The 12,413-nt window shown below is 67.2% G+C and carries 16 protein-coding genes; 7 read left to right on the plus strand and 9 right to left on the minus strand.

Features of this window, described 5'->3' with window-relative positions:
* Window positions 1-178 precede the first annotated feature (178 nt).
* Entirely contained in the window at window positions 179-1,345 is a 1,167-nt protein-coding gene (locus DJ029_RS12115) for a M20 aminoacylase family protein (protein ID WP_112322733.1), read from the minus strand.
* Between the two features lie 92 nt (window positions 1,346-1,437).
* Here DJ029_RS12115 and mazG point away from each other — a divergent pair, with 92 nt between their 5' ends.
* Window positions 1,438-2,199: a nucleoside triphosphate pyrophosphohydrolase gene (mazG, locus tag DJ029_RS12120; protein ID WP_112322976.1), complete on the plus strand. Its 762-nt coding sequence runs from the start codon at window positions 1,438-1,440 to the stop codon at window positions 2,197-2,199.
* 56 nt (window positions 2,200-2,255) lie between these two features.
* On the plus strand, window positions 2,256-2,429 hold the full coding sequence (locus tag DJ029_RS12125) for a DUF1059 domain-containing protein (RefSeq protein ID WP_112322734.1): 174 nt from the start codon (window positions 2,256-2,258) through the stop codon (window positions 2,427-2,429).
* 51 nt (window positions 2,430-2,480) lie between these two features.
* On the opposite strand, the gene DJ029_RS12130 is transcribed toward DJ029_RS12125, so the two are convergent.
* Window positions 2,481-3,008 (minus strand): hypothetical protein, encoded by a 528-nt coding sequence (locus DJ029_RS12130; protein ID WP_112322735.1) that lies wholly within the window; start codon window positions 3,006-3,008, stop codon window positions 2,481-2,483.
* A 164-nt stretch (window positions 3,009-3,172) separates the two neighbouring features.
* Here DJ029_RS12130 and DJ029_RS12135 point away from each other — a divergent pair, with 164 nt between their 5' ends.
* The 3 genes from DJ029_RS12135 (at window position 3,173) to DJ029_RS12145 (ending at window position 5,870) form a co-directional block, all read left to right on the plus strand.
* Complete coding sequence (locus tag DJ029_RS12135; RefSeq protein WP_198671137.1) at window positions 3,173-3,628, plus strand: thrombospondin type 3 repeat-containing protein; 456 nt, start codon at window positions 3,173-3,175, stop codon at window positions 3,626-3,628.
* A 167-nt stretch (window positions 3,629-3,795) separates the two neighbouring features.
* A complete protein-coding gene (eno, locus tag DJ029_RS12140; RefSeq protein ID WP_112322737.1) occupies window positions 3,796-5,073 on the plus strand; it encodes a phosphopyruvate hydratase in 1,278 nt (425 codons plus the stop codon).
* 170 nt (window positions 5,074-5,243) lie between these two features.
* Window positions 5,244-5,870 (plus strand): thiamine phosphate synthase, encoded by a 627-nt coding sequence (locus DJ029_RS12145; protein WP_112322738.1) that lies wholly within the window; start codon window positions 5,244-5,246, stop codon window positions 5,868-5,870.
* Between the two features lie 44 nt (window positions 5,871-5,914).
* On the opposite strand, the gene olsA is transcribed toward DJ029_RS12145, so the two are convergent.
* The 3 genes from olsA to DJ029_RS12160 form a co-directional block, all read right to left on the minus strand.
* Window positions 5,915-6,730, minus strand: a complete 816-nt coding sequence (olsA, locus tag DJ029_RS12150; protein WP_112322739.1) for a lyso-ornithine lipid O-acyltransferase — start codon at window positions 6,728-6,730, stop codon at window positions 5,915-5,917.
* The gene (gene olsB, locus DJ029_RS12155; protein WP_112322740.1) at window positions 6,727-7,512 is read right to left on the minus strand and encodes an L-ornithine N(alpha)-acyltransferase; all 786 of its coding nucleotides are present in this window, start codon (window positions 7,510-7,512) and stop codon (window positions 6,727-6,729) included. The genes olsA and olsB overlap by 4 nt, the downstream gene beginning before the upstream one ends.
* Window positions 7,513-7,667: 155 nt before the next feature.
* On the minus strand, window positions 7,668-7,850 hold the full coding sequence (locus DJ029_RS12160; RefSeq protein WP_112322741.1) for a DUF3553 domain-containing protein: 183 nt from the start codon (window positions 7,848-7,850) through the stop codon (window positions 7,668-7,670).
* Between the two features lie 29 nt (window positions 7,851-7,879).
* Between DJ029_RS12160 and DJ029_RS12165 the strand changes: the two genes are divergently transcribed.
* Entirely contained in the window at window positions 7,880-8,482 is a 603-nt protein-coding gene (locus DJ029_RS12165; protein WP_112322742.1) for a histidine phosphotransferase family protein, read from the plus strand.
* Window positions 8,483-8,566: 84 nt separating this feature from the next.
* Here DJ029_RS12165 and DJ029_RS12170 read toward each other — a convergent pair whose 3' ends face one another.
* Genes DJ029_RS12170 through DJ029_RS12180 form a run of 3 tightly spaced genes read right to left on the minus strand, consistent with a single transcriptional unit; the run spans window position 8,567 to window position 10,651 of the window.
* Window positions 8,567-9,109: a gamma carbonic anhydrase family protein gene (locus DJ029_RS12170; protein WP_112322743.1), complete on the minus strand. Its 543-nt coding sequence runs from the start codon at window positions 9,107-9,109 to the stop codon at window positions 8,567-8,569.
* The gene (gene gmk / locus DJ029_RS12175; RefSeq protein WP_112322744.1) at window positions 9,106-9,786 is read right to left on the minus strand and encodes a guanylate kinase; all 681 of its coding nucleotides are present in this window, start codon (window positions 9,784-9,786) and stop codon (window positions 9,106-9,108) included. Before gmk ends, DJ029_RS12170 begins: the two co-directional genes overlap by 4 nt.
* Window positions 9,776-10,651 (minus strand): YicC/YloC family endoribonuclease, encoded by an 876-nt coding sequence (locus DJ029_RS12180; protein WP_232823061.1) that lies wholly within the window; start codon window positions 10,649-10,651, stop codon window positions 9,776-9,778. Before DJ029_RS12180 ends, gmk begins: the two co-directional genes overlap by 11 nt.
* Window positions 10,652-10,828: 177 nt before the next feature.
* Here DJ029_RS12180 and DJ029_RS12185 point away from each other — a divergent pair, with 177 nt between their 5' ends.
* On the plus strand, window positions 10,829-11,491 hold the full coding sequence (locus DJ029_RS12185) for a PAS domain-containing protein (RefSeq protein ID WP_157966355.1): 663 nt from the start codon (window positions 10,829-10,831) through the stop codon (window positions 11,489-11,491).
* A 51-nt stretch (window positions 11,492-11,542) separates the two neighbouring features.
* Here DJ029_RS12185 and serB read toward each other — a convergent pair whose 3' ends face one another.
* Complete coding sequence (gene serB, locus DJ029_RS12190; protein WP_112322747.1) at window positions 11,543-12,406, minus strand: phosphoserine phosphatase SerB; 864 nt, start codon at window positions 12,404-12,406, stop codon at window positions 11,543-11,545.
* Window positions 12,407-12,413 lie beyond the last annotated feature (7 nt).

The raw sequence follows: 12,413 nt of genomic DNA on the forward strand, positions 1-12,413 counted from the left end.
CGAGAGGGTCAGGGCCAGCCCGTGGGGTGGCGCATCTACCTTGGATGCTCCGTGCTTTATGCCAGTCACATGTCTGAGACGGTGACGCCCCGCGCGGTGGCTGCCAAAGCGCCAGCCCTCCGGGACGGGCTGGCGCTGGCCCGGCGGCGCTGACGCGCCTTGTTCCGGGCCGATTGCTTTAGCGGTTCAGCGGCTGGGCCTGTTCGACGAGGCGCGCGAAGTAGCTGGCCCCGATGGGCGCGGCCGCATCCTCGAAATCATACTCGGGATGGTGCAGGCCCGCCGTATCGCCGACGCCGACGTAGGCGTAGTTCCCCGGCACCTTTTCCAGCATGTAGCCGAAATCCTCGGCCCCCATCTGCGGCGCATGCGCGTCCGAGGCGCGCTCGGCCCCGACCACATCCGTGGCGACCTTGTGCGCGAAGGCGGTCGCGCCCGGGTCGTTCACCGTCGCGGGGTAGCCGAAGCGGTAGTCCAGCTTCACCTCGGCCCCGTGGGTCGCGGCAACGCCATTCACGATCTGCTCGATGCGCTTGGCGATCGCCTCGCGATCCTCGGCCTCCATCGTGCGCACGGTGCCGCTGAGCAGCGCCTTGTCGGGGATCACGTTATAGGTGTTGCCGCAGTGAAAGCGCGTCACCGACACCACCGCCGCGTGATGGGGATCGATGGTGCGCGACACAACGCTTTGCAGCGCCAGCACCATTTCCGAGCCGACCACGATGGGATCCACGCTCAGGTGCGGCCAGGCGGCATGGGCCCCGTTCACTTTGATGTGGATGTCGAACTGGTCCGCCGCCGCCATCGAGGGGCCGGAGTTCGTATCAATCTCTCCCACGGGCAGGCCGGGCCAGTTGTGCACCGCATAGACCTGGGCGATGCCAAAGCGCTCAAACACGCCTTCTTCCAGCATGACGCGCGCCCCGCCGCCGCCCTCTTCCGCGGGCTGGAACAGCAACACGACGTTGCCCGCGAAATTGCGCGTCTCGGCCAGGTATTTCGCCGCGCCGAGCAGCATGGTGGTGTGCCCGTCATGGCCGCAGGCGTGCATGACGCCGGGTTTCGTGGACTTGTAGGGCAGATCGCGCACCTCGTTGATCGGCAGCGCGTCCATGTCCGCGCGCAGGCCGATCGCCGGGCCGTCCGCCTGGCCCCGGATCACCGCGACCACCCCGTTCTTTGCAAACCCCTGGTGGATTTCGTCCACGCCGAACTCTTCCAGGCGCTGGGTCACGAAGGCCGCCGTTTCCTTGGTTTCGAACAACAATTCGGGGTTCGCGTGCAGGTGCTGGCGCCACACCTTCATCTCGTCGGCAAACTCTGCGATACGATTGAGTACCGGCATCCTTGATCCTCCTCCGGGGGTATGCCGGGAAGTTTCACACGAAGGAATCGGGAACTGCAAGCGTGAACAATCACATCTCCGCCCAAAACCAGATGGCCCGGCTGCGTGACATCATGGCCCGGCTGCGCGACCCTGAAACCGGCTGCCCCTGGGACGTGGAGCAGGATTCCGCCAGCATCGCCCCCTATACCATCGAGGAGGCGCACGAGGTGGCCGACGCCATCGCGCGAAACGACATGAGCGACCTGCGCGACGAGTTGGGCGACCTGTTGTTGCAGGTGGTCTTCCACGCCCGCATCGCCGAGGAGGCGGGCGATTTCGACTTCGACGACGTGGCGGGCGGGATCTCCGACAAGATGGTGCGCCGCCACCCTCATGTCTTCGGCGACGAGAGCCGCGACAAGACCCCCGAACAGCAGACCGCCGACTGGGAGGCGATCAAGGCCGCCGAACGCGGCCCGGCAGGCGTGCTGGACGGGGTGGCCCTGGGCCTGCCCGCCCTGACCCGTGCGCTGAAGCTGCAAAAGCGCGCCGCGCGCGTGGGTTTCGACTGGCCCGCGGTGGACCAGGTGCTGGACAAGATCGTGGAGGAAGCGGGCGAGCTGGCCGAGGCGGAGGGCGATCCGGACAAGCTTGAGGACGAGTTCGGCGACCTTCTGTTCGTGATGGTCAACCTTGGCCGCCACCTGGGCCTGGATGCGGAGGCTGCCCTGCGGCGCACCAACGCGAAGTTCACCCGCCGTTTCGGCAAGGTGGAGGACGCCCTGTCCGCCGAAGGGCGCAGCCCCGAAGCCGCCACGCTGGAGGAGATGGATACCCTCTGGAACGCCGCCAAGGCGGAGGAGCGGCAATAGATTAACTTCCGGCAATATGTTATACTCATCCTTCGTAACGAGGAGCGAGGAACACCATGACCAAAGTGCTCAAATGCGGTGACCTGATGCCCGGCTGTGATTTCCAGGCGAAGGCCGAGACCGAGGACGAAATCCTTCAGCAGGCCGCGCAACACGCGAAAGAGGCGCACGGAATGGACGTGACGCCGGAACTCGCCGAGAAGGTGAAAGCCGCGATCCGGGACGAGTAAGGCGCAGGTTAGCGCCAGGCAAAGCCTGCCGCGTAACGCCCCCCGAAGGCCCTATTCCTCGATCAGAACCTGCGTGTCGAACTGCCCCTCGATCTGCTGGCACTGGCTGGTGTTGGCCCCGGAGGTGAGCGACTCGACCTTGCACAACGTTGCCGAGAAGCTGCCAACCGCGCGCCCGATATCCCCGTCGAGGGTCAGCTCCTCGAAGGTGACCGACGCCGGTGCGGGCGCCTCTTCGCTCGACCAGAACGGGGGCGTCATGCCGGTGGGCAGATACATCACCTCCACCGAAATTGGCGCCTTTCCCGGCTCGACCGCGCCCATGTACATCAGGTCAATGCTCAACACGTCGCTGGTGGTGAAGGCCGCGCGGGGATGACCCTGCAGGTGCAGGTCGGACGTGATCCCGCCGGTCGAGAAGGTGGCGCTCGCGTCGCTCTGCCCGCCCTGGGTCAGGGAAATGGTGTACCAGTTGCGCGGCTCTCCGTTCAGGGTGCCGTCGATCCGCCCGAACTCCTCCGCCGACAGAGGCAGCGCGGCGGGCAGGCACATCACGAGGCCGAGCAATAAGGTTTTCATGGTCGGTTTTCCCTTGGGCTGTTTTGCAGAACATAGCAGACGCCCCGGATGCGCGGAAAAGGAAACCATGGGGGCGCGGCGCTTTGTGTGAATTTCCGCCGCGCCCGTGTTAAGGTCTTTGGCGCACGACCGGGGGACGGAATATGACGCAACAGGAACGAGGCATGCCCAGTATCCGCTGGCTGGCGCTCGCGGCGGCGTTCGCCTTGGCCGGTCCCTTGGCGCAGGCCCCGGCGCAAACGCCCATCATCTCGGATTACGATGCGGACGGCGTGGCGGACCCGCTGGACAATTGCCCCGGGCACGCAAACCCTATGCAGGACGACGCTGACGCGGACGGCTACGGCGACGCCTGTGACAGCTGCGACGGCATCCGCGAAGCCGCCTGCCCCGCGCCCGTGCCGGGGATGGAGGAATTGACGCTGAGCGACCACCTGCTGTCCGCCGCCCGCGCTGACAGCGACGGCGACGGCTATTCCAACCTTGCCGACCTCTGCCCCGCGCTGCCGGACCCGTCCCAGGCGGATCGTGACGGGGACCTTGTGGGCGACGCCTGTGACGCCTGCCCCGATGCGCCGGCACCCGGCCTCAGCAACGGTTGCCCGCCGGGCGGCGGGTAAACGCGCGCACCGCCGCCCGCGCGGCGCGACGGCCCAGGACGGGCCGCACAGGTGTGGCGGAAAAGCGGGCGGAACGCCGTGCACGGCGTGTGCGCACATGGCTTTACCCCTTCCCTCCCCTCGGCTAAACCCCTTCTCAAGGCCCAACCTCAGCCCAAGGACATTCCATGAGCACCATCATCGATATCACCGCCCGCGAGATCCTCGACAGCCGGGGCAACCCGACGGTAGAGGTCGACGTGCTGCTCGACGACGGCACCCTCGGCCGCGCCGCCGTGCCCTCGGGCGCCTCCACGGGCGCACATGAGGCGGTGGAGCTGCGCGACGGCGACAAGGCGCGCTACAAGGGCAAGGGCGTGCTGAAGGCGGTCGAGGCCGTGAACGTGGAAATCGCGGACGCCATCGTCGGCTACGACGCGACCGAGCAGCAAGCCATCGACGCGGCGATGATCGCGCTGGACGGTACGCCTAACAAGGGGCGCATCGGTGCGAACGCGATCCTCGGCGTCAGCCTTGCCGTGGCCAAGGCGGCGGCGGAAAGCACCGGCCAGCCGCTCTACCGCTACGTCGGGGGCACCGCGGCGCGGGTTCTGCCGGTCCCGATGATGAACATCATCAACGGCGGCGAACATGCCGACAACCCCATCGACATCCAGGAATTCATGATCATGCCCGTGGCCGCGGACAGCATCGCCGAGGCGGTGCGCTGGGGCGCGGAGATCTTTCACACGCTGAAGAAGGACCTCTCGGACGCGGGCCACAACACCGGCATCGGCGACGAGGGCGGCTTCGCCCCCGGCCTGTCCAGCACCCGCGAGGCGCTGGACTTCATCATGGGCGCGATTTCCAAGGCCGGCTACAAGCCGGGCGAGGACGTGTACCTGGCGCTCGACTGTGCGGCGACCGAGTACTACCGCGACGGCGTCTACGACATGAAGGGCGAGGGCAAGAAACTGAGCTCGGCCGAGAACGCCGATTTCCTGGCCGGACTGGTGGACGCCTATCCCATCATCTCGATCGAGGATGGCATGTCCGAGGACGACTGGGAGGGCTGGACCCTGCTGACCGAGAAGATCGGCGAGCGTTGCCAGCTGGTGGGTGACGACCTGTTCGTGACGAACTCCACCCGCCTGGCGGACGGGATCGCGAAGGGTGCGGCGAACTCCATGCTGGTGAAGGTGAACCAGATCGGCTCGCTCTCCGAGACGCTTGAGGCGGTCGATATGGCGCATCGCGCGCGCTACACCTGCGTGATGAGCCACCGCTCGGGCGAGACGGAGGATGCGACCATCGCCGACCTGGCCGTGGCGACCAACTGCGGGCAGATCAAGACCGGCTCGCTGTCGCGCTCGGACCGGCTGGCGAAGTACAACCAGCTGATCCGCATCGAGGAAGGCCTGGGCGACACGGCGATCTATGCCGGGCGCTCGATCCTCAAGCGCTGAGCGTACGTCCGCGCCGGGGGAAAGAGAGTCTTGCCTCCGGCGGGGATATTTGAAGACTTTGGAAGCAGGGGCGCATCGGGCCGCCGCCCCTGCGCGCCATGCTGGACGGCTGGGCCCTGCCCGGGTAGAAGCGCCGCAGCCCCTTTGACCGCACCGGAGCCTGCCTGCCCATGACCGAAGAGATCCCTTCCCGCCTGACGCTGGCGACGCCGACGCAGTTCGACCTGGTGAGTTTCCGCGACCAGCTGGCCGCCGCGCTGGACGCGGTGCCGGTGGCCTGTGTGCGCCTGTCCCTCGCCAGCCGGGACGAGGAAGCGCTGGCACGGGCGGGCGACGTACTACGCGAGGTCAGCCATGCGCGCGATGTGCCGATCATCGTGGACGACCACCACGGGCTGGTCACCCGGATCGGGCTGGACGGGGTGCACCTGACCGACGGGCACCGCCGGGTGCGCGAGTTGCGCAAGGCGCTTGGCGAGGACGCCATCGTGGGCGCTTACTGCGGCACCTCGCGCCACAACGGCATGACGGCGGCGGAGCTGGGCGCGGACTACGTCAGTTTCGGGCCGATCACCCCTGCCCCGCTGCTGGGCGAGGAAGAGGTGGCGCCGACGGATCTGTTCATCTGGTGGTCGGAAATGATCGAGGTGCCCGTGATGGCCGAGGGGCGGCTTGACGACGCCGCCTTGCAGGCGCTGGCCCCGGTCGCGGATTTCGTCTGCTTGTCGGACGAGGTCTGGCTCAGCCCGGACGGGCCGATCGCGGCGCTTGAGCGTATCGCCGGCATCTTCGACTGACGCCCGGCTTTGCTACGGCTCCCCGGGAAAGGGGGGCCCGCGTTTCAGCCCCGCTCCGGTAGCCCCGCGCGCACCGCTGCTTCCGCCGCTGCGGCCAGCGCCTTGCGATCGGCGTAATCCGACACTTTCAGCGGCGCATGGTGAACGACCGTGACTTCGGCCCGTGAGGACAGCGCGAAGACCGCCGCCAGGTGCGGGCCGAGCGCCATGTCCCCCCACCAGCCGTAGAAGCTGCCCGGCAGCGGCGGCCGCGGCGCGTAGACCAGCGTCACAGGTTGCACCCACACCGATTCGCGCAGCCCCTCCTCGAAGAACGCGGCGAAAAGGGTCGAGCGGAACGGCACCACCTGCCGCCCGTCGGTCGAGGTGCCTTCGGGGAAGAAACACAGCCGATCACCCGCCGTGAGCCGCTCATGAAGTTGCGATGCCTGGCGCGCCGCACTGCTGCGCTTGCGCTCGATATAGACGGTGCCGATCTGGCGCGACAGCCAGCCCACCACGGGCCAGCGCGCCACCTCTGCCTTGGAGACGAAATAGACCCCGTCCGCGCTGAGCAGGGTGAAGATGTCGATCCAGCCCGTGTGATTGGCCACCACGGCGCCGGGGTGGCGCATCGGCTCCCCCACGCGCCGGACGCGCAAGCCGCACAGCCAGAGGCAGAGCTTGCCCCAGGCGCGGGTGATCCGGTGGGCGATGCCCAGCGGGACGACTCGCTCGACCAGGTTGAAGGCGACAACGAAGATGATCCCGAAATAGGTCAGGGCGACCAGCGTGACCGCCCGCGCCACCATCCGAAGGCGCTGCAACACGCCGGGCCGCGGCACCGGCTCGGGCGTGCTGGCATTCCACGTCAGGCTCATGCCGCCGTCAGGCCCCTGCTGTAATAGGACTTGTACTTCGCCTGCATGCGTTGCGTGTCCATCAGAAGGCATACGTCGATCGTGTTGAAATCGTGATCGACAAAGGCCCCCTCGCCCACGAAGCCGCCGACCCTGAGATAGGCCTTGATGAGGTTCGGGATCTGGGCCAGCGCCTCGCGCCGCTCTACCTTTTCCATGGGCAGGATATTCATCGCAACACGGGATTCGGCGCGCGCGGTGACGCGGATATCCTCTGGCGCGAGGTGTTCGTGATGCAGGAAGCTCAGCGCATCGGCGATCTGCCGGGGATCCGTGCCATGAAACGAGGCGACCCCGAACAGGATCTCGATCTTGCGGGCATGGACGTAATCGGCCAGCGCGTTCCACATCAGGTGCATCGCCACCGTGCGGCGGTAAGGCTCCGCAATGCAGGAGCGCCCCAGTTCGAGCGTGCGGCGGCCGCGGCACTGGATCGGGCTCAGGTCGTATTCCGCCGCGCCGTAAAAGCCCCCCGCTTCCGCCGCCCGCTCGCCCGGAAGCAGGCGGTAGACCCCGACGACACGATCCAGCGGATCGGCGGGCTGATACTCGCGGTCTAGCAGAATCAGGTGGTCGAAGTAGGGATCATGGGCATCGCACTCAAGCCGCCTTGCGTGATCGGCCGCCGCCGCCTTGGCGCCCATCTCCTCCACGAAAACCGCGTACCGCAGACGCTGGGCAGAGGCGACCTCCTCCTCCGTGCGGGCAAGGCGGATCTCGTAGCGCTGTGCATCAAGCTTCATGGTGGCAAGGAAACCCTCTGATCTGTGAGTGGAGCCTTAAGCGGTTTGCGCCCTGCTCGCAACAGACAGGACGGCGCGATGCAGCCCGCCAGCGGGTAAATCGGGGGTATCCATGTACTTAACCTCCCGTTAAGGTTGAGCGGACGATAGTGTCTTCACCTGCCCGGTCTATCGAAGATGGGCGTCAGGACAACCTCGGATCCATTGATAACGACCTTACCGGCATGCTCGAAATTCACAGTAATCCTGTCCTTGATCACCGACTGAACCTGCCCGAGGCCCCAATCGGGCCGCGTCGGGTGCCGCACGAGGCTGCCGGGTTCCAGGAATTCGGTCATCTGTCTTGCCTCCTCGGCGGGGTTGCGTGATGGGGGACCAGGATATCTCGGCGCTGGTCTCCAGCCGCATCTGTCACGACCTTATCAGCCCGATCGGCGCGATCAGCAACGGGGTTGAGCTTCTGACAGGCTCCGGCGGGCCCATTACACCGGAGTTGGGGCTGATCGGCGACAGTGTCAATTCCGCTACCGAAAAGCTGCGCTGTTTCCGCATCGCCTTCGGGGCGGCCGATGCGGGGGCGGCCCTGCCGATGTCCGAAGTCAGGAACGCGGTGTCGGCCATGTTCCAGGGGCGCAGCTCGGTCACGCTGACCGGACCCGATGGGGATGTACCGCGCATCCTGGCGAAAGCCTTCCTCCTCACCCTGCTCTGCCAGGAACGCATGCTGCCCCTCGGCGGGCACAGCCGCGCAACGCTGCTTCCCGACGGCTTCACGATCGAAACGGAAGCGACGCGCCAGCGCGACATCTCCGGGCTCTGGGCCGTGGTCGACACGGGCGACATGGCCCGCGACCTGGCCCCGGCCGAGGTGCAGTTCCTGCTGCTCGGCCAGTTGCTGCGCGACCGGGGAACGCAGTTGCAACGCGACATCACCCCGACAACGATCACGCTCGGGCTGCGCGGGCTGTAACCGCCCCCCTCTTCCAAAGTCCTCAAATATCCCGGGGAGTGTGAGGGGCTGGCCCCTCACGCCCCACGCTTGCCCTGCGCGCCCTCACCCCTTCAGCATCACCGGGCTAAGGCCCGCGCGAAACCGGCGCATGTTCTGGCGATACCGCTCGGCCGAGTCGCGCAGCGCCGCCTGCGCCGCCGCGTCCAACGTGCGCACCACCTTGCCCGGCGCCCCCACGACCAGCGAGCCTGGCGGGATCTCCTTGCCCTCTGTCACCAGCGCGCCGGCGCCAATCAGGCTGCCCGCGCCGATGATCGCGCCGTTCAGCACCGTCGCCCCCATGCCGATCAGCACCCCGTCCCCGAGCGTGCAGCCATGCAGGATCGCCTTGTGGCCGATGGTGCAATCAACGCCGATGATCAGCGGAAATCCGGGATCGGTGTGCAGCACGCAGTTTTCCTGGATGTTCGACCCGGCCCCGACGTGGATCCGCTCGTTGTCCCCACGCAGCACGGCGTTGAACCACACCGACGCACCGCTTTCCATGACCACGTCGCCGATCACCGCCGCCCCCGGGCCGACCCAGACGTCGCCGTCCTCGGGCAAATGGGGGCTTACTCCATCCAGGTCGTACAGGCCGCTCATCGGTTCATCCCTTCAAATTCCGTGTTCAACTTCTGCACATGCCGCATCAGGTGCGGCTGGCGGGCCCGGCGCAGGCGCTCGCCCTCCAGGATCGCGGTGATCTGCGCCTCGCATTTGTCCAGGTCGGCGTTGATCAGCACGTAATCGTATTCCGCCCAGTGGCTGATCTCGGACTGGCTCTTCCTCATCCGGTCCGCGATCACCGCGTCGCTGTCCTGTCCGCGCGCACGAAGCCGCGCCTCCAGCTCGGCCATGGAGGGCGGCAGAAGGAAGATCGAGACGACCTGCTGGCCCAGCGGAGATTCCTTGATCTGTTGCCCGCCCTGCCAGTCCACGTCGAACAGCACGTCCGAGCCCGAATCGATCGCCGCCTCCACCGGACCACGGGGCGAGCCGTAGAGGTTGCCGAACACCTCGGCGTGTTCCAGCATCTGCCCGTCCGCGACCATCGCGCGAAAGCGCTCGACGTCCATGAAGTGGTAATCCTTGCCGTCCACCTCTCCCGGGCGCGGCGGGCGCGTGGTGGCCGAGACCGAAAAGGCGATCGTCGGATCCTCGGCCCGAAGGCGGCGCGACAGGGTCGACTTGCCCGCGCCGGAGGGAGAGGACAGGATGATCAGCAGCCCGCGGCGGTCGGCCCGGGGGTCATGCGCCGTCTTTTGCGCGTTACTCGACATTGGCACATTGCTCCCGCATCTGGTCGATGACGACTTTCAGGTCCAGCCCGATGGCCGTCAACGCGCTGTCCTGCGCTTTCGAGCACAGGGTGTTCGCCTCTCTGTTGAACTCCTGCATCAGGAAATCAAGCTGGCGCCCCACCGGGGCGTCGCTGTCGAGGTGCCCGCGCGCGGCCCCGACATGCGCGTTCAGCCTGTCGATTTCCTCCGTGATGTCGGATTTCACCGCCAGCAGCGCCAGTTCCTGCGCCAGGCGCTCGGGCTCCACCGACGCCTGACCGGTCAGGGCGGCGACGCGGGCCGCCAGCAACTCACCACTGCGCGCGCTGCGCGCCTCGGCAGTTTCGGCGGCCCCGGCGGTCAGCGCCGCGACCTTGTCGACCTGGGCGCGCAGCACCTGCTCCAGCGCGGCGCCCTCGATCGCGCGTTGCGCGTTCAGCGCCCCGAACAGCGCCGGCAGATCGGCGGCGATCTCGTCCGCGGCCCCGGCCAGCGCGGCGCCCATGCGGCGCGTTTCCAGAATGCCGCGCTGGCTGAGCAACGCATCGATGCTGGCCGGCGTCAGGTCCACCCCCGCCGCCGCGGCCTGCTCCGCCGCGTCGCGCGTGATGGCGAGCAACTGCGTGAAAGCGGCATGGTTCAGCGCCATGCCGGCATCCTCCTCGGCCAGGCTGACCCGCAGGGACACCTGCAACGCGCCCCGCGCCAGCGCCGCCTGCGCCGCGCCGCGCACCTTCGGCTCAAGCGCCTCCAACCCGTCGGGCAGGCGCACCCGCAGGTCGAGGCCCCGCGCATTGACGGCGCGCACCTCCCACTGCCAGGTCAGCGCGGCGTTGTGCCCTGCCTGCGATGCAAAGCCTGTCATCGATCGCAATCCCATGTATTCCGGCGTCCTTTCCTCACGAGCTTCGGCAACGTTAAGCAATTGTTATCAACCTTCGGGACAATAATATAAAAATTGAGTATCTTTCGCAGCAATTGCCCCGGGAGTGAGCGCCACTCCCCAAGCCGTTGTGTACGTTAGGTAAGGATGGGTTCCAAGATGAAGACCGACGCACTGGTGAAACTCCGCGACTACTGGGAAAGCCTGCGCAACGGGCGCGTGGCGCCGTACCGCGCGGAACTCGATCCCCGCCGCTTCGAGGATGTGCTCGAGCACATGTTCATCCTGGAACAGCTGAACCCCGACCAGATCCGCGTCCGCCTGGCAGGCATGCGCCTGTGCGAGATGATGGGAATGGAGGTGCGCGGCATGCCCCCCGAAGCCTTCGTCACCAGCGATCACCGCCGGCTGTTCACGCAGCACCTTGCCAGCGTGCTGACGACGCCGTCGGTGGTCGAGCTTGACCTGAGGACCACCGACACCTTCGGCAAGACGATGAAGGCGCAGATGGTGCTGCTGCCCCTGCGCAGCGATTTCGGAGAGATCACCCGCATCATGGGCTGCATCGTCAGCGCGCGCGGCGCGATGCGCACGCCGGTGAATTTTAGGATCGACAGCTATCGCGCGGATCCCATCGTTGTGACGGTGGACGACAGCGCGGGCACCGCGCAAGGCCATGGGCTGCCCGGTTTTTCCGAGCCCGCACCCCAGTTCGCGCCGAGGAATGCCCCGCCGCCCCTGCGCGCCGTGGTGGACAACGCCGATGCAAACGCCCGCACGCCCCGCCGCCAGGGCCATTTGCGGATCGTTTCCGGCGACTGAGGCCCGGCAACGGGGCTCCGGCGACGGAACACCGGCACCCGGGTGACGCCTTCAGTCGCCTTGCGGGATCGGCAGGTCGATCAGCGCCAGCACCGCCGTCAGGTCGGAATGATCGAGGATCGCATCGGCCTCGGCCCGCAGGGCGGGTTTCGCGCGATAGGCGATGCCAAGGCCCGCCTTGCGGATCATGGCCAGGTCGTTCGCCCCGTCGCCGATCGCCACCACCTGCTCTGCGCTGACGCCCCGTTCCGCGCAGAGCGCGTCCAGCGCCTCGGCCTTGGCGCTCTGACCGAGGATCGGGCGTTTCACGGTGCCCGACAGCACCGCGCCGTCGTTTTCCAGCACGTTGGCCTGGTGGCTTTGAAAGCCCGCCGCCGCGGCAACGCGCTCGGTAAAGAAGGTGAACCCGCCCGACACCAGCGCCGTGCGCCCACCCGCGGCGTTCACCCCGGAAATCAGCGCCTGCGCGCCGGGGTTGAGGCTGATACGCGTGTCGTAGCATTCCTGGAGCACAGACACCGGCAGGTCGCGCAGCAGTGCGACGCGGGCGTCGATGGCTTCCTCGAAATCCAACTCGCCACGCATCGCGGCTTCGGTGATCGCGGCGACTTTCGGCTTGACCCCAGCGAAATCCGCCAGTTCGTCGATGCACTCAACCGGGATCATGGTGCTGTCCATGTCCGCAATCAGCACCGACTTGCGCCGCCCCTGAACCGGGACGATGTTGACGTCGACGCCGAGGCCCTTGCGCAGCGCCTCCAGCTCGACCGGGGCGTTGATCGGGAATTCAGCCGCCCCCGCACCGCGCCGCGTCAGGAATCCCGCGACTGCGCCACCTGCCCGGGCCTGCACCTTTGCCAGCGCCGCATCCTCAAGCGGCGCCTCCGCGGTTACGACAATAACTTGTTCGCTCATTGCGCGC

Source organism: Oceanibium sediminis (assembly GCF_003265325.1).
Taxonomy (GTDB): domain Bacteria; phylum Pseudomonadota; class Alphaproteobacteria; order Rhodobacterales; family Rhodobacteraceae; genus Halovulum; species Halovulum sediminis.